The sequence below is a fragment of the Photorhabdus bodei genome (assembly GCF_003287735.1).
GTDB lineage: Bacteria > Pseudomonadota > Gammaproteobacteria > Enterobacterales > Enterobacteriaceae > Photorhabdus > Photorhabdus kayaii.
This window is the reverse complement of sequence record NZ_NSCM01000016.1, coordinates 50,449-74,426: the sequence shown is the minus strand read 5'-3', so window position 1 is coordinate 74,426 and position 23,978 is coordinate 50,449. Positions and strand designations below refer to the sequence as shown.

The 23,978-nt window shown below is 37.3% G+C and carries 20 protein-coding genes and 1 rRNA gene; 15 read left to right on the top strand and 6 right to left on the bottom strand.

Going from position 1 to position 23,978, the window contains the following annotated elements:
- The first annotated feature begins 6 nt into the window (after positions 1-6).
- The 8 genes from rrf to CKY02_RS11740 all read left to right on the top strand — a co-directional run bounded on the left by rrf (position 7) and on the right by CKY02_RS11740 (position 8,282).
- Positions 7-122 (top strand): 5S ribosomal RNA (gene rrf / locus CKY02_RS11770).
- An 857-nt stretch (positions 123-979) separates the two neighbouring features.
- Positions 980-1,909: a homoserine O-acetyltransferase MetA gene (gene metA / locus CKY02_RS11765; RefSeq protein ID WP_112895431.1), complete on the top strand. Its 930-nt coding sequence runs from the start codon at positions 980-982 to the stop codon at positions 1,907-1,909.
- Positions 1,910-2,208: 299 nt separating this feature from the next.
- Positions 2,209-3,807 (top strand): malate synthase A, encoded by a 1,599-nt coding sequence (gene aceB / locus CKY02_RS11760; RefSeq protein WP_112895430.1) that lies wholly within the window; start codon positions 2,209-2,211, stop codon positions 3,805-3,807.
- 96 nt (positions 3,808-3,903) lie between these two features.
- Entirely contained in the window at positions 3,904-5,211 is a 1,308-nt protein-coding gene (aceA, locus tag CKY02_RS11755; RefSeq protein WP_112877356.1) for an isocitrate lyase, read from the top strand.
- Positions 5,212-5,421 carry a hypothetical protein gene (locus CKY02_RS23835; protein WP_146747429.1) on the top strand — a complete coding sequence of 70 codons (210 nt, stop codon included), beginning with the start codon at positions 5,212-5,214 and terminating at the stop codon, positions 5,419-5,421.
- Positions 5,412-7,169 (top strand): bifunctional isocitrate dehydrogenase kinase/phosphatase, encoded by a 1,758-nt coding sequence (aceK, locus tag CKY02_RS11750; RefSeq protein WP_112895429.1) that lies wholly within the window; start codon positions 5,412-5,414, stop codon positions 7,167-7,169. The genes CKY02_RS23835 and aceK overlap by 10 nt, the downstream gene beginning before the upstream one ends.
- 19 nt (positions 7,170-7,188) lie before the next feature.
- Positions 7,189-7,329 carry a hypothetical protein gene (locus CKY02_RS24580; RefSeq protein WP_162120949.1) on the top strand — a complete coding sequence of 47 codons (141 nt, stop codon included), beginning with the start codon at positions 7,189-7,191 and terminating at the stop codon, positions 7,327-7,329.
- Between the two features lie 386 nt (positions 7,330-7,715).
- Complete coding sequence (locus CKY02_RS11740; RefSeq protein ID WP_049583005.1) at positions 7,716-8,282, top strand: hypothetical protein; 567 nt, start codon at positions 7,716-7,718, stop codon at positions 8,280-8,282.
- Positions 8,283-8,543: 261 nt separating this feature from the next.
- Here the strand turns inward: CKY02_RS11740 and iclR are convergent, their stop codons facing one another.
- Positions 8,544-9,374 carry a glyoxylate bypass operon transcriptional repressor IclR gene (gene iclR / locus CKY02_RS11735; protein ID WP_112895427.1) on the bottom strand — a complete coding sequence of 277 codons (831 nt, stop codon included), beginning with the start codon at positions 9,372-9,374 and terminating at the stop codon, positions 8,544-8,546.
- A gap of 639 nt (positions 9,375-10,013) precedes the next feature.
- Between iclR and CKY02_RS11730 the strand changes: the two genes are divergently transcribed.
- From CKY02_RS11730 to CKY02_RS11700, 6 genes are all read left to right on the top strand, one after another.
- A complete protein-coding gene (locus CKY02_RS11730) occupies positions 10,014-11,513 on the top strand; it encodes a M28 family metallopeptidase (protein WP_112895426.1) in 1,500 nt (499 codons plus the stop codon).
- Positions 11,514-12,188: 675 nt separating this feature from the next.
- Positions 12,189-13,025 carry an alpha/beta fold hydrolase gene (locus tag CKY02_RS11725; protein ID WP_112895425.1) on the top strand — a complete coding sequence of 279 codons (837 nt, stop codon included), beginning with the start codon at positions 12,189-12,191 and terminating at the stop codon, positions 13,023-13,025.
- A gap of 423 nt (positions 13,026-13,448) precedes the next feature.
- Positions 13,449-14,345, top strand: a complete 897-nt coding sequence (locus CKY02_RS11715) for a hypothetical protein (RefSeq protein WP_112895423.1) — start codon at positions 13,449-13,451, stop codon at positions 14,343-14,345.
- A 50-nt stretch (positions 14,346-14,395) separates the two neighbouring features.
- Complete coding sequence (locus CKY02_RS11710; protein ID WP_112895422.1) at positions 14,396-15,442, top strand: acyl-CoA/acyl-ACP dehydrogenase; 1,047 nt, start codon at positions 14,396-14,398, stop codon at positions 15,440-15,442.
- A gap of 90 nt (positions 15,443-15,532) precedes the next feature.
- Complete coding sequence (locus tag CKY02_RS11705; protein ID WP_112895421.1) at positions 15,533-18,100, top strand: aminotransferase class III-fold pyridoxal phosphate-dependent enzyme; 2,568 nt, start codon at positions 15,533-15,535, stop codon at positions 18,098-18,100.
- A complete protein-coding gene (locus CKY02_RS11700; protein ID WP_112895420.1) occupies positions 18,084-19,121 on the top strand; it encodes a DUF2156 domain-containing protein in 1,038 nt (345 codons plus the stop codon). Before CKY02_RS11705 ends, CKY02_RS11700 begins: the two co-directional genes overlap by 17 nt.
- 39 nt (positions 19,122-19,160) lie before the next feature.
- Here CKY02_RS11700 and CKY02_RS26290 read toward each other — a convergent pair whose 3' ends face one another.
- The 5 genes from CKY02_RS26290 to CKY02_RS11680 form a co-directional block, all read right to left on the bottom strand.
- Positions 19,161-19,283, bottom strand: a complete 123-nt coding sequence (locus CKY02_RS26290) for a hypothetical protein (RefSeq protein ID WP_274382158.1) — start codon at positions 19,281-19,283, stop codon at positions 19,161-19,163.
- Between the two features lie 176 nt (positions 19,284-19,459).
- The gene (locus CKY02_RS11695; protein ID WP_112895419.1) at positions 19,460-20,923 is read right to left on the bottom strand and encodes an AMP-binding protein; all 1,464 of its coding nucleotides are present in this window, start codon (positions 20,921-20,923) and stop codon (positions 19,460-19,462) included.
- On the bottom strand, positions 20,920-22,044 hold the full coding sequence (locus CKY02_RS11690; RefSeq protein WP_112895418.1) for an MBOAT family O-acyltransferase: 1,125 nt from the start codon (positions 22,042-22,044) through the stop codon (positions 20,920-20,922). The genes CKY02_RS11695 and CKY02_RS11690 overlap by 4 nt, the downstream gene beginning before the upstream one ends.
- A gap of 144 nt (positions 22,045-22,188) precedes the next feature.
- Entirely contained in the window at positions 22,189-23,391 is a 1,203-nt protein-coding gene (locus CKY02_RS11685; RefSeq protein ID WP_112895417.1) for a D-alanyl-lipoteichoic acid biosynthesis protein DltD, read from the bottom strand.
- Positions 23,388-23,612 carry an acyl carrier protein gene (locus tag CKY02_RS11680; protein ID WP_112877383.1) on the bottom strand — a complete coding sequence of 75 codons (225 nt, stop codon included), beginning with the start codon at positions 23,610-23,612 and terminating at the stop codon, positions 23,388-23,390. The genes CKY02_RS11685 and CKY02_RS11680 overlap by 4 nt, the downstream gene beginning before the upstream one ends.
- Between CKY02_RS11680 and CKY02_RS24575 the strand changes: the two genes are divergently transcribed.
- On the top strand, positions 23,595-23,798 hold the full coding sequence (locus tag CKY02_RS24575; protein WP_162120109.1) for a hypothetical protein: 204 nt from the start codon (positions 23,595-23,597) through the stop codon (positions 23,796-23,798). The two genes, CKY02_RS11680 and CKY02_RS24575, sit on opposite strands and share 18 nt — an antisense overlap.
- Positions 23,799-23,978 lie beyond the last annotated feature (180 nt).

Here is a 23,978-nt window from a genome sequence, read left to right as displayed (position 1 = left end):
AATATGCCTGGCGGCGATAGCGCGGCGGTCCCACCTGACCCCATGCCGAACTCAGCAGTGAAACGCCGTAGCGCCGATGGTAGTGTGGGGTCTCCCCATGTGAGAGTAGGGAACTGCCAGGCTTTAAATACAGTAGAAACCCTCAGCGAGAGCTGGGGGTTTTTGCGTTTTAAGGGATATCCTATGGATTTCAAGATGCACCGCGACGGTAAGGGAGCGAATCCGCGGGGGCATAGCGAACGATGTGACCGGGATGAGTGAGTGCAGCCAACAAAGAGGCAACTTGAAAGATAACGGGTATATTATTTATTTACTTATTCCCTTTAAGAAACAAATAATTTGTTTAGTAGTCTTAAATAATTAAAATATATTGTAGTAATAGCAGGCATAAAAAATAATTTAAATAGCTTTTTGAACTGATGGGAAAAAATGAGTCATGTTATCTTAAGGTTATCCGAGCATGACAAAAATCTCTCTATATATTCATAAACATCATCGAGCCGGTTATTAACAGACTTTAATGAGTTCGAATATCTGTTTTAGAGTCTGTAATTTGAATTGTGTAATTACCTATTTTTTCTCTTTCCATGCTTATTATTAGCATCTGATTCAAATTAGCTTCTTATTATAAGAAAAGTGCATATTCTAGTATTGAAGATAAATCTTATAACTCAATATTAATAATAAGAATATTTTATCAATTAGTCTTGTTACTTTTTTAGAATGTATTGTTTTTAATATGTTTCATTCCATTTTTAATTTACCTTATTGTTTTTTTATATAAAAAATATAATTTAAAGTATTTTCTGTTATAAATACTGAAAATTTATTAACTATTATCATGTTGAACATTGTTGTAAGACCAAAAATGAAATAATTTCAGCTTACTTGTAAATCCTCGACATTTTGTTAATACTTAGTTAGATTTAGCTATCTAGAAGTCTAAGCGTGTAAATGGATAAAAAATCGAGGTTATAGCATGCCAATTTGTATACCGGATGAATTACCCGCAGTGAATTTTTTACGAAACGAGAATGTGTTCGTGATGACATCTACTCGTGCAAATATTCAAAATATACGTCCACTAAAGGTATTGCTGCTTAACCTGATGCCAAAGAAAATTGAGACTGAAAATCAATTTTTAAGATTACTATCCAATACGCCTTTACAGGTAGATATCCAGCTATTGAGAATAGATAACCGAAAGTGCAGGAATACGCCTGCTGAACATTTGAATAATTTTTATTGTGATTTCGAGCAGATAAAACACCAAAACTTTGATGGTTTAATTGTCACTGGAGCGCCATTGGGATTAGTTGAATTCGAAGATGTGGCATATTGGAAACAGATTGAAAGAATAATTAGTTGGGCAAAGGAACATGTCACTTCTACCTTATTTATTTGTTGGGCTGTGCAAGCCGCTTTGAATATTTTGTACGGCTTACCGAAGCTTACCAGAGAAGTAAAACTATCAGGTGTTTATTATCATTCTACTTTGGAGCCTTTAGCATTATTGACTCGCGGCTTTGATGAATCTTTTTTTGCGCCTCATTCTCGCTATGCGGATTTTCCTGAGCAGGTTATTCGTGAACATACTGATCTGGATATTCTTTGCAGTTCTGAGGATGCGGGTGTGTATTTACTGGCGAGTAAAGATAAGCGCATGGTATTTGTTACTGGTCACCCGGAATATGATGCTGGAACGTTGGCTAGTGAATATTTACGCGATTTGGCAGCGGGTTTGGAACCCAAGATCCCAATAAATTATTTTCCAGATAATAATCCAGAAAGAAAACCACTGGCATCATGGCGTAGTCACGGGCATTTATTATTTTCCAACTGGCTAAATTATTATGTGTACCAGATCACGCCATATGATCTTACCTACATGAATCCAACACTGGATTAATATCTTTATAAATGGCTGAAATTCAGCCATTTAACCCTTCTGATTTTTTCTACTTTCCTGTTATTAACACCTATCAAAATATCGCACTTTTTGTAGTTTATCTTATATAACAAAAACTTAACCAAATGATCTTATAATTTATGGAATTAATTTCTCTAATTTAAAATTGGTAATTTGTAATATAACTAATTGTTTTTCATCGAATAAAAATAAATTTTTTAAAAAATGGAAATCGTTTTTGATTTATTTTAAATTTCTATTACTCTTATTCAGGTGTGGTTTAAAATGAGGATGAATGAATGACGCAGCAAACTTTAGCGACTGAATTATCGTTTATTAAACGATTTGGAGCAGCAGAGCAGGAGGTTTTGATACCTGAGGCGGTAGATTTTCTGAAAGATCTGGTTGTTCGGTTTACTGATGCACGGAAAAAATTGTTAGTCGATCGGGATATTTGGCAGAAGAAAATTGATGATGGTGAATTGCCTGATTTTATTTCGGAAACTAGTTCCATTCGTGAAAGTGAATGGGAAATTCAAAATATTCCAGCGGATCTCCGTGATCGTAGAGTAGAAATCACTGGACCAGTAGAACGGAAAATGGTTATCAACGCCTTGAATGCTAATGTAAAAGTTTTCATGGCGGATTTCGAAGATTCCTTAGCACCAGCTTGGGATAAGGTGATTGAAGGGCAAATCAACCTGCGTGATGCGGTTAATGGCACAATTTCTTACGTTAATGAGCAGGGTAAACAGTACCAGTTGCAATCAGATCCCGCTGTTCTGATCGCTCGGGTAAGAGGGCTTCATTTACCGGAAAAACATGTTCTCTATCAGAATGAGCCAATTGCCGGTGGATTGTTTGATTTTGCGCTCTATTTTTACCACAACTATAAGCAATTGCTGGCAAAGGGGAGCGGCCCCTATTTCTACTTACCAAAAATTCAGTCTTATCACGAAGCTCAGTGGTGGAGTGATGTATTTAGTTTTGCAGAAGATCGTTTTGATCTGCCGAGAGGCACAATCAAAGCAACGGTATTGATTGAAACTCTGCCTGCTGTATTTCAGATGGATGAGATTCTTTATCATCTTCGGCACCATATCGTTGGCCTTAATTGTGGCCGTTGGGATTATATTTTCAGCTACATTAAGACACTGAAAAATCATAGTGATCGGGTTCTGCCTGATCGTCAGTCTGTCACAATGGATCAACCTTTCCTCAGTGCTTATTCCCGTTTGCTGATCAAAACCTGCCATAAGCGCGGAGCATTTGCGATGGGGGGAATGGCTGCTTTTATCCCCAGTAAAGATATTGAACGCAACAATTGGGTACTAGATAAAGTCCGGGCGGATAAAGAGCTGGAAGCACGCAATGGTCATGATGGTACATGGATTGCCCACCCAGGTCTTGCCGACACGGTAATGGAAGTTTTCGATAGGGTCTTGGCAGAGCGGCAAAACCAGTTAGATATTTTCCGTGAAGAAGATGCACCGATTACCGCAGTTCAATTACTGGAACCTTGCCCAGGCGATCGTACTGAAGAAGGTATGCGGGCCAATATCCGTGTAGCGGTTCAATACATTGAAGCGTGGATTTCAGGAAATGGCTGCGTTCCTATTTATGGTTTGATGGAAGATGCTGCGACAGCCGAAATTTCCCGGACATCCATTTGGCAATGGATTTATCACGAAAAATCATTATCTAACGGTAAAAAAGTGACAAAAAGTTTGTTCAAGCAGATGTTGGCAGAGGAAATGGAGGTTATTAAGCAAGAAGTTGGAGAAACACGTTTCAGTCAAGGGCGATTTAGCGATGCGGCCAAGTTGATGGAGCGCATTACAACTCAGGACGAGCTGATAGATTTCCTGACGTTGCCGGGATATCAATTGCTTGATTAGAGCCCATCCCATTAGGGCTACTGAGAGAAGTTTGAGCAACGAATAATAACAAAACACCATATCCGATTAATTTAACAAAGATAGGAAGTAGAAGTTATGACAATCTCCAGAACTCAACAAATCGCTCAACTGGAACAAGAATGGAAAAGTGACCGTTGGAATGGAATTATCCGTCCGTACAGTGCGGAAGATGTGGTTAAATTGCGTGGTTCGGTTAATCCAGAACATACATTGGCACAGCTTGGTGCTAAAAAACTGTGGGAATTGCTGCATGGCATGGCAAAGAAAGGCTATGTCAACTCATTAGGTGCATTGACGGGTGGGCAGGCATTACAGCAGGCAAAAGCGGGTATTGAGGCGGTTTATCTTTCTGGTTGGCAGGTCGCGGCTGATGCTAACACTGCATCCAGTATGTATCCTGATCAGTCCCTGTATCCGGTGGATTCAGTCCCGGCGGTGGTAAAACGCATTAATAACAGTTTCCGCCGGGCAGATCAGATTCAGTGGGCAAATGGTATTGGTACTGATCATCAGGAATATATCGATTATTTTCTGCCAATTGTGGCGGATGCGGAAGCAGGATTTGGTGGTGTTCTGAATGCTTTTGAATTGATGAAAGCTATGATTGAAGCGGGTGCTGCGGCTGTTCACTTTGAAGATCAACTGGCAGCGGTGAAAAAATGTGGTCATATGGGCGGTAAAGTTCTGGTTCCGACACAAGAGGCGATTCAAAAATTGGTTGCTGCGCGTTTGGCGGCGGATGTTTCTGGTGTACCTACCCTGTTGATTGCTCGTACCGATGCTGATGCAGCCGATCTGTTAACCTCTGACAGTGACACTTATGACAGTGAATTCATTACTGACGAACGGACTGTTGAAGGGTTCTTCCGCACCAAAGCGGGTATCGATCAAGCGATTAGTCGTGGTTTGGCTTATGCGCCGTATGCTGACTTGATATGGTGTGAAACATCAACACCTGATATTGAAATGGCCCGTCGTTTTGCTGAGGCGATTCATGCTAAATATCCCGGTAAATTGTTAGCTTACAACTGTTCTCCATCGTTCAATTGGAAAAAGAATCTGGATGATAAGACTATTGCGCGTTTCCAAGATGAACTGTCAGCAATGGGTTATAAATTCCAATTTATTACTCTGGCGGGTATCCACAGTATGTGGTTCAACATGTTCGACCTGGCGCATGCTTACGCGCAGGGTGAAGGGATGAAACATTATGTGGAGAAAGTACAGGAAAGAGAGTTTGAATCAATTAACCGTGGTTATACTTTCTCTTCTCATCAACAGGAGGTTGGCACAGGTTATTTCGATAAAGTCACAACGATTATTCAAGGGGGAACATCGTCAGTAACCGCATTGACAGGTTCCACAGAAGAGCAGCAGTTCTGATTGTTCTATACCCTATGGATTTCAAGATGGATCGCGACGGCAAGGAAACGAATCCCCGGGAGCATAGGTAACAGCATAGGTAACTATGTGACCGGGGTGGGTGAGTGCAGCCAACAAAGAGGCAACTTGAAAGATAACGGGTATATTTCTGATTCTATTCAGCCTGCAACAAGCAGGCTGAATATTATTGAGGAGTTGCGATGGAGATAGATTCAGCACATTTGATAGCACAAACCATTTTACAGGGATTCGATGCACAATATGGTCGCTTTCTGGAAGTGACTTCAGGCGCACAACAACGTTTTGAACAGGCCGATTGGCACGCTGTACAGCAAGCTATGAAAAAGCGTATCAATCTTTATGATCATCATGTTGGGCTGGTGGTTGAGCAGCTTAAATGTATACATGGTGCTTTTGGATATGATGAAGAGTACATTACCAAGGTAAAGGTTGTTTATACCGGTTTATTACCGGATTATCCCCGGTTTGAAATTGCCGAGAGTTTTTTTAATTCTGTTTATTGCCGTCTATTTGAGCATCGCAATTTGACACCGGATAAATTATTTATTTTTACCTCACAGCCTGCACGTAGATTTCGGGATATTCCTCGGCCATTATCGCGTGACTTTTTCCCTAATGATAATCTTGCGTTAATGTTACGGACAATTCTTAATGATCTGCCGCTGCGTTTACCTTGGGAAAATCTGGAAAGAGATATTTATTATATTACAGACTATCTACAACAGATATTTCCAGTCGGAGAATTATTACAGGCAACTTTTCAGATAGCTAATGAACTGTTTTATCGTAACAAAGCGGCTTGGTTAGTCGGTAAGATCCGCATGGGCAGTCAAGTTTATCCTTTCTTATTGCCGATCCATCATAACGAATCTGGGGGGATCTTTATCGATACCTGCCTGACTGATTATGCTGATGCCAGCATTGTATTTGGTTTCGCCCGTTCCTATTTTATGGTTTATGCGCCTTTGCCCGCGGCTTTGGTTGAATGGCTGAGAGAAATTCTGCCTGCCAAATCAACGTCTGAACTTTATATGGCAATCGGCTGCCAGAAGCATGGTAAGACAGAATATTATCGGGAATATCTAGCGTTTATTACCTTCTCCAAAGAGCAACTTATAATTGCTCCCGGTGTTAAAGGGATGGTGATGTTGGTGTTTACTTCGCCTTCATTTGATCGCGTCTTCAAGGTGATTAAAGATAGATTCGCGCCGCAGAAAGAGGTGACTCAGGAGCGGGTACAGGAGTGTTACCGTCTGGTCAAGGAGCATGATCGTGTGGGGAGGATGGCCGACACACAGGAGTTTGAAAATTTCGTTATTGATAAAGCCCGCATCAGTCCTGAACTAATGGAAGAGTTGCAGAAAGAAGTGCCAGAAAAGCTAGAAGATTTTGGTGATAAAATCCTGATTAAACATCTATATATGGAACGGCGGATGACACCGCTGAATATCTATATGGAACAGGTGGAAGAACAGAAGTTGAAAGATGTCATCGAAGAGTACGGTAATGCGATTAAACAACTTGCGGCGGCGAATATTTTCCCTGGAGATATGCTGTTTAAAAACTTTGGTGTGACACGGCATGGACGAGTAGTGTTCTACGACTATGATGAAATCTGTTATATGACAGAAGTTAATTTTCGAGACATACCGCCACCGCGTTATCCAGAAGATGAGCTTGCCGGTGAACCGTGGTATAGCGTGGCGCCAAATGATGTTTTTCCTGAAGAATTCCGACATTTTCTTTGCACTGACAGTCGTATTCGCTGTTATTTTGAAGAGATGCATAGTGATTTATTTAAAGCAGACTATTGGCGGGCGTTACAGGAGCGGATTAGAAGTGGTCATGTGGAAGATGTGTTTGCGTATCGCCACAAACAGCGGTTCAGTCAACGTACTGAAATAGAAACTTACTCTATTGTCAAAGTTTCAGCCTGATTTTATTGGGAATTGGCGATTGCTGTCAGTAACCGCCATTTTCACCAATATACCCGTCATCTTTCAAGCTGCCTCTTTGTTGGCTGCACTCACTCACCCCGGTCACATAGTTATCTATGCTCCCGGGGATTCGTTCCCTTGCCGTCGCGATGCAACTTGAAATCCATAGGGTATAGTTAATATTATTATCCTCATTAAATTATTTCTCTAAATTAAATATAAATTAATTCCTATTTGTTTTTATTGTGTGGGATGTGAATATTTCTAATAAAAATAAACCTGGGGTTCTATATGAAATATATTTCTTATTAGGAAGGCATAATTGGAATGTGAGTTAAAAGCATATATTTAATAATTTCTTTAAGAAATAAAAATAGATCCACTTATTTGTGGAGGTTCTATAATTTTATAGAGTTTGGGAATCAAGGATTTTTAGCCACGGCTAGCGGTTGTAAAAAGAATTGATATCTTTGACTCTAAATTAAATACATGAAAATTCTCATATAACACACATATAACTTCTTGGAAGTATTTAAGGATATAATAATGGCTAGTGTAATTTTATACGGTGATAAAATCCATATTAAAAATAACTATCTTGGAAATGGTGGTTATCTGGATACTAATGGTTATGCAACCGCGCAAGGCGCAAAATATAACGTATACACGGCTACTTCGCCGACTCGTGCTCCGGGTACCGGTACGGGTACATGGCAAATTTTGTCTGCGAGCGGAAAAGGCGTAGGGGAAGAGATTTACAGTGGTGATATCGTGTTTCTTTTCAATCTTTACCAGAATAATGGGGGATATCTCGGTACTAATGGTTATGCGCCATCACCTGAACTCTATAATATTTATACATCGGATAAAGCGGCACGTCCGGTTGAGACCCTGACATGGTACATTTTTTCAGATACAACCAATGGATATGATGGTAAAGTTCGTGAAAGTGATGTTATCCGTTTTCTGAATGGTTATAATAGCGTACGTGGAGGATTTCTTGATACTTGTTTCAATGCTACTGCTGCTGGCGCATTATATAATGTATATACTTCACGTCTTTCTAATCGAGGTAACGGAACAGGCACTTGGAATTTATCAAAAGCGATTTAATCAGGATGATACTCATCGATTAGTGTTCCATTAACTAATTCTTCTATATATAAGAGTCCGGGAATATAATTATTTCGGATTCTTTATCTCATTTTCTATTGATATTATGTCTAAACTAGTTAAATAATTTCGTTGCTATTCTATTATATTGCCGCTAATATTTTTAGCGGAATGATAAATTAAGTTGAATTTATTAGTTTGAAAAGACAGGGCACGAAAAATCAATGCCCTGAGAATCATATGATAATTTAAGAAAAAGAATTAACGAATCCCGCCATATTCTTTACTGATCTCTTTTGCTGCCCGGATCACCAAAGCACCAAGTTCAGTGATACGATCATCGGTGATGCGTGAGACTGGGCCGGAAATGGAAATAGCTGCAAAGGCTTGGTGATGTTCATCATAAATACAGGCAGCAATACAGCGCAGACCTAAAGCATGTTCTTCATCATCGAACGAATACCCTTGTTTACGTGCTTGCTCCAGATTTTCTTTTAAATTCGAAGGGGTTGTCTTGGTGTGTTGTGTGTAAGAATGAAGCCCTTTCTTATGCAGTAATTGAACCAGTTGGTTATCTGATAATGTTGAAAGGAATGCTTTACCAGCCCCGGAAGCATGCATAGGCAATTTACCCCCGATAGGGGCGGACATTCTCATCAATGCATTACACTGTACCTGATCGACAATAACCGCTTCATATTCACTGTGATCAAGAATAGCTAAATTCACGGTTTCACCGGAATCTTCCATCAAACGGCGGAGGATCGGGTGAATGAGTGCCAATAAATTTCGGCTCTGTAAGAAACTACTGCCGATAATAAAAGTGTGCGAACCGATAACCCACAATCCTAAATCGCCAATCTGACGGATAAAACCGTGCTGTTGCAAAGTGGTCAAAAGGCGGTGAGTGGTGGAATTTGGTAATCCGGCTTGTTGGGCTAAATCAGTCAGGGCGATACCACCGGGTGACTCGGAAATATATTCCAAAAGAGTCAATCCGCGACTTAATGACTGTACTTGCCCATTAGCAACAGCATTACTCGCCGTAATCTTAGTTTTTTTTGTTTTTTTACTGGTAACGGCAGTGCTCATCGAAATACCCTCTGAATAATAAGATGGAATTCATTTTCATTTCTCATTATGGACGATAAACCTGAAAAACACTCATCCGATGTGTGGAAAATGCTACCTGCCATTGAGATTTCCTTAAATCTCAATGGCAGGTCTCAAATCATCGTGATAGTTAACTCACTATAAATGTACAAGATTATTAAGATGAAAAATGGTTTCCTGTCTATGGATATAAAGAAGCGACATTGTTGATGCAGCACGATATAAGCCAATAAACTTGCTAGTACTTTCTGTGTGTAAATTGGATTCGTCTTATTAAAGTAATCTTCGTAGAATATGAATACTTTTAGGAATTGACTCATTGTATTAATAGTATTTTAGTGGAAATAATTTATAAATAACATCTCTTAATGATATGTATTAAATAATACCTTGATGAATTTATAGGAAATATGGTTTTATCTAACTATTTTTTGATTATATAATTACAAAAGAGCGTCTGTTATTGTCAAAAATAATGTTTTATATTATTTTAAATTAGTCTGAGTTATTTGGATTGATTTTCTATATTTTCATTTTAATTATAAAAATATGAGAAAATATTATTAATTATATCAAGAATAATATTTTGTTACTATTTTGTCGGAATGGGAGAGTTTAATGAAACGCATTTTTTTGATTATCTGTTTTTTAGCAACTTTAATTGTTGCGATTATTCAGGGTATCGGTTTGGTACTTCCTGATAAAGTCCCTGTTGAATATTTTAAAGAAAGTGGATTCAAGAATGTGATGAGAACGCTTGGTGTTATTGCTGCGGAACCTCATCCTGCGGCTTCAACACAGCAAGCGTTAGTTCGGGCTTACCTGATTAACGAAATGAATGATATGGGATATAGCGTCACTGAACAGACATTTCATTACACGGCGGATGATTTGGCCTCTCGGCAGAAGAGAATGTATTCAAACTTCAATAGTCAACAACGCCGAGCTTTTGATAAAGAGTTTGCCAGGATAAATACAGGCAACTTTGCAAAACAAGTGGGGGAACAATCAGAATTAACTGGAACGAATCTTATCGCAAAGTTGGAGGTTCCTTCGCCAGAAGGAACTTTATTATTCGTTTCACATTATGACAGTGTTAGAACTGCGCCAGGAGCCAGTGATAATGGTATAGCCGTCGCCTCGGTACTCCAATTAATGCGGGATCTTGCTAAAAGAACGAATATAAAAAATAACGTTATATTCTTATTCTCTGATGCTGAAGAGTTGGGATTACTCGGTGCGCATCACTTTGTTAAGAATATTAATGAGATCGCTACTCAACCAATAGATGTTGTTTTTAATTTTGATGCTAGGGGAAATAATGGCGTGCCACTCTTATTTGAGACATCGGCAAAAAATCTTGCTCTTGTTTCAGAATGGAATCGGAATGCTTATAAGCCAGTAGCTTTTTCATTTAGTCCCATCGTGTATCAAATGTTGCAGAATAACACAGATTTTAGTGTCTTTCTGAATAGAGGGTTTACCGGGATGAATTTTGCTACGATCTTGGGTTATGAGCATTACCACCGTATGAGTGATACTGTTGAGAATCTTAACCTTGGAACTTTGTGGCGATATCAGCGAACGATTCGGGATTTGGGAGCGCATTTCGCGGTAAAAGATGAGATTAACTTGTTTAAAGAAAGTGTAGATGCAGTTTACTTTCCTGTGCCCTATATTGGGCTTATTATCATATCTATATTTTCCGCTTTCGTTACAGGTATTTTAACATTTTTACTCTCTATCTCATTAGCGATAAGAAATATATGGTTTTCATCTTCACGCCGAACTGTATCAAATATCCAGAGCATTTTAAGGATACTTGCTGGATTATTTAGCCTTGTCGCAGCATTAGTTGTACCCACAGCATCTTATCTTATTACATTACCTGTTTTGCTGTTTTTATTAACGGATTTGATGTTGAGGGAGTTCAATAAATTTAGCGTTGCGTTGATTTTGTTAATTGTCTGTACTTACATTACATGTATTCTCTATGTTCCAATTATATACCTTGTTTCTGTCGGATTACATGCTCCTGTAGTGGGGAGTGCGCTCGCTATTCTGCCAATGCTTATTTTGGGATTTGGTATAGCCAGTCTTTGGAAGCGAATAACTTAATTCTATAAAATTAGTCGTTATAATTAAAGTTAATATAAAACCAGTCATAGAGTAAGAGAGCAGAATGGCTGGTTAATTTCATAAACTAAATATTGGTAATGATATAATTCATGGGTATTAATAATTTTGCCATGTAAAGTATATAAGGAAGTAATATAAATAGATTTGTGAAAATAATGTTGGTAAATAATTTTTTGAATATATTTTCAAATTGATTCATGAATAAATTTCATTTTTTTATGTGTTATTTAAACTAAGATTATCTCTTATTACTATTAACTGTTTGTTGTTTTATGTGGTTATAGATTTCTATCAATATTGTTTCATGTAAATTCAATACATTTAAAATTGATATTTTATTATTGATTTATAAATTATTTATTAATATTTAAATGGTATGATTTACATTTGAAACTAAATTTTTCTAATGTGTAAAATAATTTTTCCAGCAAATAATTTATAAAATAATATATGTTCCTTGCTTTATCTATAGCCTGTTACTAAGAAAGTATAAGGGGCTTTTATATTGGTTAATAAAAAATTAGAAAATCACTAATAACCCGGCGATATGGACAAGCATTTGACACTTATCGCATTGAAAATAAAACTTTTTTGGCGGATTTATCGCCAATGCCAGTCACCGGAGCGTGATGTAGTTATTGGGAGCATATAGATATGAAAAATAATATTAATGGTAATCATTTTAAAGTGGCTGGCAATTTCCTCTGTAATTATAAAGTTTATCAGGGAGATAGTAATGGCAGAGTTGTTATATTGTTACCTGCTATTGGTGTGGAAATCAGGAAATATGACGCTTTAATACAACAACTGGTAAAAGAGGGTTTTCAGGTTGTCACTGCTGATATGCCAGGTTATGGAGACAATCAACCTAAACCAAGTCGAAAAAATGACTATAACTATTCCGATCTGTTGCAGGATTATCTTCCGGCAATGTTAGACAAGGCTGTTGAATTAAATAGACATAAAATTCCTATTGTCTTTGGTCACAGTCTTGGAGGACATATTGCGACGCTCTTTGCCAGATCAACTGACAGGTCATTTTCTCTGTTTTGTGTGGCAACCGGGAATGTATGGTATAAGAATTGGCAGGGAATGGGGAGAGTACAGATAATAACAGCAGCTATTATTTTTAACATTCTGACTGCGTTATATGGTTATCTCCCTGGGAAAAAGATTGGTTTTGGCATAAGAGAAGCTAAGGGGTTAATGCGGGACTGGTCCAAAACTGCTTGTACGGGAAATTATGATCATGTCCGTGCTTATAAAGGGAAGGAGAATAAGTATTTATCCAAGGCTGTTTATATCTGTTTTAAAGGAGATAATTGGGCTCCGTTGAAGTCTACTCAAGTATTAGCAAGTCTTATACCTAATGCAGAAGTTAGGGAAATAACTTTGTCTCTCAAAGGTAATCCTCACAGTGCCTGGATTAAACAGCCAGGAGATATTATTGCAATCATGAAAAAAGAAATGATGGAGAATAGCGATGATTAATACATTTAAAATTCTGCGTTGGGAATTTTTGGGATTGTTTTTTATTAGTTTATTTCTGACTTGGCAGCTTGAGAGTTATATAAATTGGTGGCAATTTATTGTGTTATTTTTTCTGATTGATATTATTGGTTATTACCCAGGGCGGATCTGGAGTTTACTGAATAAAAAAGAAACTCCTCCTTCAGCTTTTTATACCATCTATAATATTTGCCATAATTTATTCACACTCAGTGTGATTAGTTTGCTCTGGATCTGGTTCTTTAAGGACAATTACAGCGTTATTGCACTATTTGTTCATATCTGCCTGGATCGAGGTGTACTGGGAAATTTCCCTAAGTTATCTATTAATATATTTAAGCAGCCCACTGTTCATTGAAGTAAATCATTATAGAGAGATAACTTATTTGGAGAGGAATTTATATTATGAATTTAATTAAACAGGCATCGGAAGTAGAAATGCGGGCAAAAGATTGGGGCTTGGATGAATGGTTCACTGAACAGATAAATGTTGAACAAAGAAAAAGAACCCATTATGCCAATGATCCTAAATTAACCTATTTGCCGGGTGATTTACGGGAGTCTCTGATCAGGGAACTTTCTTTTAAATCGATTTCGGAATATGAAGCAACGAAAGCATTATTGTTACTTGCAGATAAGGCTCCTGATAATATCAACTTTGATTATATGCTGACTCAGATATTTGATGAAGGTAGACATGCTAAATTATTCAGAGAACATCTGGTCAGAATAGGCTTTGCGGATATCGACAATGTGGCCGGAAAAATGGAAAGCCTCTTACGAGGAAAAATGACCAATATGTTGGAAACATTAAGAACTTATTTCGATAAGTGGGTGGTGTTGAAAAATGACTACATTGCAGGCGTGTTAATCATTACTGTTGTTCTGGAAGGCGTACTTGCGCCAACGTCAGAGCTCAGCGAAATCAAGTGGCACCCTTTTGATATTGTCGCCGCCGAGACACAGGCCAGAGCCAATGCTGATGAATTAAGACATCTGACCGTGTGTGCAAATATCGTCAAGATGGCACTCGAAAATGATAGTTCTCTAAAGCAATCGGCGCTTGAGTGTATAGAAGAAGGGCTGGCGTTATGGAACCAGGTATCTGTTGATGACTTGTTTGTGGAGCGTGAAATGTTCTATCAACGGGGTATGCAGAACCATTTGCGCTTTATTGAAGGTTATGAATTAGTGCCTGGGATGTTGTTGTCCGATTCTACGGTGGAATCTCGTCTTGAGCTATCTCATTCCTTGGTTGAACAGATGCAGCAGTCACGCCTTAAATACATGGGCTTAGTGTAGATATTGGCCTTATTCAGCAGGTTGTTTGAATAGGTTAAGGAGAATTAAAAATGACAAATATTGTTGAAGAACTCAGGAAGAATAGCGGGAAATACCAACATTTGACACCAGATAGATTGAAAAGATTGTTATTGGGTTCTGAAGCCGCTTCACAATGCCTACGTTTGATGGCTCAATCCAATATGGATGGGCTTCATCAAGTCGGTAATACTATCCGTGAAGCCTCTGCATGGCTTCCCGCTGTTGGTATTGCCTTAACAATGCATAATCATATTGTACTGGCTTGCAGTAAATTTCCTGACATATTCGAAGACAGCAACGTATTATTGAATGAAGTTATGGCATCAAAAGCGTTGGTTGCTTCCGCTTTTGCAGAAGGTGTGCCTGGAACGAATATTTTTACACCATCGCTTAAAATGCATTCTAAAGAGGGAAAGTTGTTTGTTAATGGTTCTAAGAAACCTTGTTCCTTATCTTCGATTGCTGACTATTATGTGTTATCGGTCTGCGATATTGATAATAATAATGATATGAGGATAGTATTGGTTTCTAAATCGGATCAGAATTTTAAGGTTATTCCTTTCTGGCGACTGGGGATTATGGCTGAAAGTGATAATCAAGAAGTTAAATTTTCGGATACCGAAGTTTCATTAAAACGACTTTCTCATTATAAAGGGATTGAGCAACAGATGCTGCTTTCCTGCGGTTTATCACTGTTTAATTATTTTGCCGCAAATACTTATTCTGGAATTCTTGATGGGCTGACTCGTTTTATTCCTGAGAAAATGGTAGAACAGCAACCAATTAAATATACCCTGACCCAAGCTGATTATAAGATTAATGTTATTCTCGGTCAGATGATGATTATTGCCTTTTATGCTAGCCAGGATGAAAATGCCGTCCATAAGATTCTCGCGTTACGTTATACCTTGGAAAAGATCCTTGAGGAGACTGCCAGTTTTATATTCCGATGTTGCGGTGGGATTAAGGTAATGACAACACCGGAAATTATGAATTTCTATTTGGCAGTACAGTTATTTAAATTTCATCCGATAGGAGAATTCCAAATGATTAACCAGATCATGCAGCAAACTTAATTACTTCTAGAATCACCTATTTATCACTCAAGGATTTTCCCATGCTGTTTACAGCATGACTTTGTGCACCTAAAAAAAAGAGAGAAAACTATGTTTGTTAATCAATATCGTGAGAGTTTATTGAATTCTGTGGGCCTTGAACTGGATATCAAGTCTGCTCAAGATAACCAGCTTACATTATCGGATGGCCGGGTTGTTAAGGATTTTTTGGCTCAATATGGTGCTCTGCCATTTGGACATAATCCTGATTTCGCTATCGCTGAAATTGACAGATTCACTAAAGATAAAGAGCCTATCTTCTTTCAGCCCAATATTCACAAAAAGGTACGGCTATTGGCTGAAATGCTTGCAGAGCAAATAGATAAGGAAAAATATACCCACTGTACTTTTACTAACAGTGGTGCTGAAACAGTAGAAGCTGCGATTAAATTTACCCGTCTGTTTACTGGCAGAAAGCGTATTCTGAGTTTGCATCGCAGTTTTCACGGAAAAACCTATTCGGCATTATCCGCTACGGGATCAAATCGATTTAAAGCCGATTTCATTTACGATGATAAATTATATGAGCAGGTTGATAGCGAAGATTTAGATGAAATAAAAAGAAAGCTAGAGAGCCGGGAATTTGCCGCATTTATTATTGAACCGGTGCAAGGAGAAGGTGGAATGAAAGTGATTCCACCAGATACGTTGTCCAGTATTTTGGCACTGTGTAAAGACAATGGCACATTGTCAGTATTTGACGAAGTTCAGACGGGTATCGGTAGGCTTGGGGCATTTTGCGCGGCCACGCTCTATGCTTTGAAACCGGATGTTATCCTGTTTTCTAAAGCGCTGGGGGCAGGTATTTCGCCGATTGGTGCGATGTTATATTCAGATGAACTTTATTTATCCGAGTTCGACAGGAAACATAGCTCCACTTTTGCCAATAACGTTCTAGCCGCAACGATGGGGATTGCTGTTATCGAGCATCTGACTAAAGATGATGGTAAGGCGTTAACCCATATTCAAGAAGTCAGCCGTTATGTTGATGAATGCCTTGAACAATTGTCTGCTAAATATCCAGAGCAATTTTACTGGCAAGGGGCTGGGTTGATGCGCGGTCTTGAAATACAGGACAGCAAAGCGGCTTCCAACATATTTATCAATTTCAGTCAAAGAAGCGGTGGCCTGGCTTATATCATTTGTAGTTTCTTATTGAAACATTATGATCTTTTCACCATGCCGTTAATGTCTCGCCCTTGTTCTGTACGTTTTGAACCACCGCTTAACGTTTCCAAAGAGGATATTAAGACGTTTTTCACCGCTTTTGATGAGGTATGCCAACTAGTTGAGAATGGACGATATGACATTCTTTTTTCACACTTGATAGATATACCTGTTGCGGATCTCCCACCCGCTTCGGTGAGTTATCCGATTTCAAAAAATAACAACTTGGCCCAGATTAAAGCGCCTATCCCTGGATTGATTGAGGGTAAGAAATTCGCTTTCTTGATTCATACCACTTCGGTCAATGAGCTCGCTCATTCTTATTGCTTGTCAATAAAGGAGAATTACACGCTGGAGCAGCAGAAACAGCTCGGTAATTGGATCACACAGGTTTCCTCGATCGATTTTAATCCTGATGTCGCTATTGAGTTTGGTGTCGAAAGTTCAACGGCATATGCTAATGGTATGCTCCTTTTCTCACCCATTAGTCCCGAAGATATGATGGCATTGTCAGCGAAAGAACGGGCGGTATTGATGAGGGAATATCTTGATGTGGCAGAGAAAAATGGCGCTGAAATCGTTGGCTTAGGTGCTTATACCTCGGTTATTACTAATGGTGGTAATAGCGTGGTGAATAATCGGCAGGGTCGGATATTGACTAATGGCAACTCTCTGACTGCGGTGGCGGTGATTGAGGGGATACGCTCAATGTTGATTGAGAATGCATCCCGGCAAACATTGGCGGTAGTGGGTGCCAGAGGCTCCGTAGGCAGGCTTTCAGTCATCGGCTTAGCTCATAATTTTGGCCGGATTATCTTGGTTAGCCGCCCCAATAAAGCACGCATATTGCTCTCTGAACTGACCAAGGCGCTTCTTTCCGCAGTGTTAAGGACTCATGATGTTATCCAGCCAGATTCGGTCATGGATAAGATGAGAAAATGGCTTTTTAAACAAAATCCGGGGGTGACAGATGCACAAATATTACATCAGCAAGTTCTTGAAGTCGTTGGTACCTTTGGTTTGGAAGCGATAGATAGTTATGAACATTCTTTGAGTCAGGCTGATTTTATTGTTTCGGCAACGAGTGAAGGTAAGCCTTTCTTGAATACACATTACTTGAAAGATTCTGCCATCGTTTTTGATGCGGCCAGACCTTTCGATTTCATTCGTGATGGCAACCGTCAAATTTACGAGGGGGGATTGGTCTATCAGCCTGAGAAAGTGGCTTATAGCGATTGCAACGTGATCGATGTACCTGCGGGGGTAAATCTCGCCTGTTTATCAGAAACTATCGCTGTGGCGCTTGAAGGGGTAAGTGTTCATCAAAGCATCGGTAAATCTATTGATTATAATGATGCATTGGCGATTCGGGATATTGCCAGGAAGCATGGGTTCATCCCTGTCCAGTATTCCCGAAATAATCAAGGTGAGCGTTATGAGCATGTTGCTTGATGCTCCCCAGATTATTGCCACCGGGAACGCTCAAGATGTTCTTGGCAACAGTCATCTTAGAAAAGTGCTTTGCTATGCAAAGCACCCGTTGAGTAGCCTGTTGTTCAATAGTGAAACATATTGGTTTACTAATCAAAAGGGGGCTATTGGTTTCTTTCAGGACAAAAATCTGCATATGTGTGTAGGCGGTATTTTGGCTCCTGGCGAAGAACGAGCTGCACTTTTGCACTCTTTTCTCAACTTCACCAGAGAAAAGCGGGCTTTCCCGGTTTTTCTGCACGGTGATGAGAGCGATTTTGTGTTGTTGAAAAATAATGGCTTTTCTGTGAACCAGCTTGGCGCGAGTTATTCATTGAGCCTTGATGGATATGATATGAAAGGCAAACGGTTTCAGCAGCTTAGAAATAAAATCAGTAAATCCAGAAGAGCGGGGATTTCCGTTCGAGAGATCTGCTCGCAAGAGGAATATTATCGATTTAAACCACAACTAGAACATATTAATCAGCTTTGGCTGAAAGAAAAACACGCGAAGGCCCTGAAAAAATTGGTGATTGATTTCAATACGGTGGAAGTGAGTTCAGGCCAGCACAGAGTCTATATTGCAACACAGGGAGAACAAATTCAGGCATATATTGTTTATAGCTACACTTGGGGGGAGACATCGGGATGGTTTCATAATCTATCTCGAAAAAAACCGGATATACCCGACGGCACTATGCAATTTATTAATGAAACGGCGATTAATGACTTCCTGAAAGAGGGTGTAGTTTCCTACCTTCATTTGGGCTTCACCCCTTTGGTGGAGTTCGGCGAGGAGGGATACATTAATGACTCGGCAATCTTTTATAAAGTTGCCAAATGGTTGTCATCAAAAGGTGGCATTGTTTATCCTGCTGCTTCGCAACGTCAATATAAAATGAGCTGGCGGCCGTCGTTAATTGAACCGGAATATATTGCTTTCCCTAGAGGAAAGGCCATGAAGGCATTGTGGTCAACATTGCGAACGACCAACAGTATTTAATGTTATAAAAAGCTTTTTTTAATATTAGGTAACAGGTGATCAGTCCGGGGTGAAAATACCGGGCTGATCACCTGCCATAGGGTATAATTGCTTGCTTATTGATATATACCCGTCATCTTTCAAGTTGCCTCTTTGTTGGCTGCACTCTCTCACCCCGGTCACATAGTTATCTATGCTCCCGGGGATTCGCTCCTTTGCCGTCGCGATGCATCTTGAAATCCATAGGGTATGTTTTCTATGGTGAACCTATTTTCACTGAGCATATATATTTAAAATTATTTCTTTCTTTATAGGTTGTTTATACCTTATTTTTCTTTCTATTTTCGGCTTTCCGTTAATTATTTTATAATTTCACATTCATTATTGTTATATCTTGACAGTAAAGATTTTGTGTCAACTTTACTGTTATTGGTGACTGGAAAGTTATCAATATTGATAAATTCACTGGGTATCATATAGGAGGGTAAATTCTTTTTAAGAAGGTTAACTAAATTTCCCTTATCAATAATGGTTTTGAATTTACAGAAAGCAACCAGGCGAACAATAGAACCATCTTCTTTTTTTAATGGCAAAACAACAGCACTATCAACAATAGGCAGATTCATCAGCCTTTCTTCAATTTCATGTAGCTCAATGCGATAGCCATTTAGTTTTATTTGGTTATCTTTCCTGCCAAAGCAATACCAGATATTGTCAATTAATTTGCCGGTATCTCCGGTTCGAAAACTTCTCATTCCATGTTGATTAATTGTCAATCTATTATTATCTTCCGCTTTAGCGCCAATATATTTTCTCATAACATGAGTGCCAGAGATAACAATTTCGTCATTTTCTAATGTCAGAGTAGAGCCTGATCTTGACTCGCCAATTGGCAATAATTCCATATCAGAATGGAGGTGTTGATCGCTAATTTCAATTAATGTTGTTGCTACAGTAGCTTCTGTAGGACCATAAGTGTTATAGATAATGGCAGATGGAAATCTTTTCCTTAAATGTTTAACGAGGTTTTTACTTAGAATTTCACCACAAAATAGGAAATGTTTTAGATTTTTTAAAAAGGAATAATTAAAATTTTGCGATAGCAATTGCTTATAGGAAAAAGAGGGTGTGGAAACCCATACCGTTGGCTGATAATGATTTAAAATTTGATAGAATTTTTCAGAATCAGTCGTTGTTTCTTGAGAAATGCAAATACATGTACCACCGTATACCAATGTGCCAAATGTTTCATACATGGATAAATCAAAATTAAATAGCGCTTGATTCATGAAAACAGGTTTTTCACCAAGTTTGAAATCATTGTACATCCATCGCATAAGATCATAAACGCTTTCACGTCCAATGACTACGCCTTTAGGTTTTCCTGTGCTACCAGATGTGAACATGATATAGGCAACATTATCTTCATCAAACTCAATATAATCAACGTTTGTTGTTTTGAATTGATTGTTAATCACATCGTAGTAATAAGGCGTGTTGGATAGTGATGCAATTTCTAACAAGCGTTGTATTGGATAAATTATATCGATTGGAATAAATGGGATTTTATAGGTTATACATGCATAAATTGAAACTAAAAAATTAGCTTCTTTGTGTCCGTATAAGATCAAAGGCGTGTTGCGGTTTAAATTTAATTCTAAATATTTAGAATGCCACTTTTTAATTTCATCATATAAATTACGCCAATAAATGACTTGATCTGAACCCACGATGACGGGGGTGTCTGGATGAGAAGGCGCTATGATTCTATCGTTAATGAATAAATCAAAGTTTGATTCACTATATTCGTTGAGATATTTCATTTTATAAAACTGTATCCACTAAATATATATAAAGAAAAACAAATTAAAGTCAAAGTTATCAGTCTACCAAAGAAAGAGATGAGTTTTGTATTTAAGATATTAGTGATGTTTTCTTTATCTCTGGTGTAATTAATTAAACAGTTATGCATTACTGAGTAAGAACCAAATAAAGCACCACTTATAATGTAATTAAGTTCTAGTCCATTCCAAATACCCATACAAAATAATGTGATAAAAATACTGATATTCTGGGCAAAAAGTCTATGATTTTTGAAAAATTCTTTTTCCATTAGCATCTTATATAATGGCATAAAGATGACGTCTCTTAACCATTCAGATAAACTAATATGAAATCTACGCCAAAAGTCCTGTGGATTTTTGGCTAAAATTGGATAATGAAAATTAATAGGTAAATTTATTCCAAATAGCTTGCCGGCTCCACAAGCCATATTGGTATAACCTGCAAAGTCAAAATATAAATAAAAACTATAACTTATAGCAACTACTAAGTATGATTCAATAGTGTCTTTATTAATATAGTCAGATAAAAATACGTTATAGATAATGGCTGCGAATAAAAATTTCTGAACTACACCATATAATATTTGTCCAGTACCGGCAAACCATTTTTCTAAAGAGACTGGCACTTGTAATTCAAGTAAATCACGTTTGAAGCTGTTCCATCTATACATAGGGCCAGCCAGCCAAGCTAATGGTAGGAATAAATAGGCAAAATATTCATAAATTACTATTTTCTGTTGCTTGCTAGAGAATAAAATGACATCTATAGCTCTGAATGTAAAAAAGGATAAACCGATAACACTAAGTAGATGGCTAAATTCCAAATTTAATTTAACTAAAAATAAAGGTGAAATTATTAGCAGAGAAGATACTAATTTATTAATTATATTCTTTTTGAAAATTAAAGTTATTAAATAGAAATAAACAGATAATGCTATAGGTATATAAATTTTATATCTAAAAATAATACACCAGCAAATAATAGAAAGTACACTTAATGCAATTTTAGAGTTTATTTTTTTATTAAAAAATAGAAAAAATAAAGAAAAAACAAATGAGGCTGAAAATAGATAAATGAAAAAGTTAAAATTTGCGAACATGTTTTTTTATGCCTTTTTTATTCTAAAATTGCTGATATTCATATTTTACTTTAACTTCACTGCTACCATTGACGATAGAATCAGAATGATAAAATAAGGTAAGCATTAGAAAAAGATATAATAAAAAAGCCTTTATAAAATATTTCATTTCGCAAAATGTTCCACAATAGCTTTATCAGTTAATAACCAACCATATTCCCCCATATGCATAATATCCGTTAATACTCCTGGCTGATATTGCTCTTCAATAAGATTTAAATATCCCATACCATGAGATTTTATTTTCTCTGATATAATATTTTCAACGGGTTTAAAATCGTTTGTATCTGTGTATACATAAGGGTTTAATGGCTGCATAATAAACAGAGCATCGACATTATATTTCGCTAATAAATCTAATAAGTTGTCAAGAGCATGCATTTCTTTGTTGTAATTGATGCCATTAGGAAATGCTTTTTTACTTTTTTTATCCTTTACATACTTTTCATAGTATTTTTTATTTACCCATTGCGTCTCTTTGTTCATATTGTTAAGTTCAATATTTTTAGCATCATTAGCTAGATCTAGCCATTGAACTTCGGTATTGACAATTTTAAATTGTTTTTTCATTAAAGGATCTTTATGAAGGACATAAATATTGTCAGCTTTAATTTCATGATTGTCGGTTATTATATTTTTGATGTTTATTCTTGCCTCTGCTATATAGTTTAAAACATTTGCAACTGATGACACTATTATATTGTCTTTATGAATCAACTTTAATTGGGTAGCGTTTAAATTTTCAAAGTTATCTTTGTTTTCATTGAGATAGCTAGAAAATATATTTTTTGCATTTTCATCATTTGCGAGTTTATTTGCGATATAGGATGGAAAGTGAGAATTGTATGCTTGTGGTAACAAGTCTGTTTTTTCAAACCATCCTGGCGACAGAATAATGACTATTCTGCTATCTTTATTTAAATATTCTTGATAAGCTGATAAATAACCGTAAATTGCTAATAATTCAAAATGTGCTTTACCAATACCTATTGTGGGAATATTTAAATTTTTTGTTAAGAAATTATATGGAATGAATTGATGCGCTCTGTTTGTTAATTCAGAAGATCCAAATAAAATGACATGATTATTTTTAAATCCATATTCAAGTGATTTTTCTTTTGAGAAATCAATGGCATTGTGTTGATCTGTAATCGTAGGTATATAATTATTCGATTTATTATCGTCTTTAATATATTTGTATTCTACTATTTTCGAAGTGAAATTATTAATAAATAATATAATAGATGAAAAAATAATTGCTGCGAATAATAACGCTGCGATATTAATGGATATCTTTTTTAACATCATTTTAAGTTGTTTAAATAGTGGATAATTGACTCAGGGGTTTCGAGAATAGATTCAGCATCAGTTGCTGATATGTAGCAATCGAATTCCTCTTGTAATGCCAGGATGAGATCGACTGTAGTAATTGAATCTATTAAATTTTGCTTCAAAAGTTCATCATCTAACTCAACATTTTTTCTGGCAATTTTGTTGACTATCGATAATACTTGCTGTTCAAGTTCCATATATTATCCTTTTATACCTTATGGATTTCAAGATGCATCGCGGCGGCAAGGGAGCGAATCCCCGGGAGCATAGATAACTATGTGACCGGGGTGAGTGAGTGCAGCCAACAAAGAGGCAACTTGAAGGATGACAGGTATATACCAAGATTGTATTTGTATGATTTTTTTATAATAGATACTGCTTGATGGCTAGAAAAAATAATAGCTACCGCACAAGCTAAAGTATATTTGCTTGCTAATATAACTGTTATTCCTTCAGTTCATTTGATTGATTTTACATATGTTATTCAACAGTATGGGATATCAATACCTCAGTTTTAATCGTGATGCATACTAATTGATAGTCCTTTTTTTATCAAGATAATA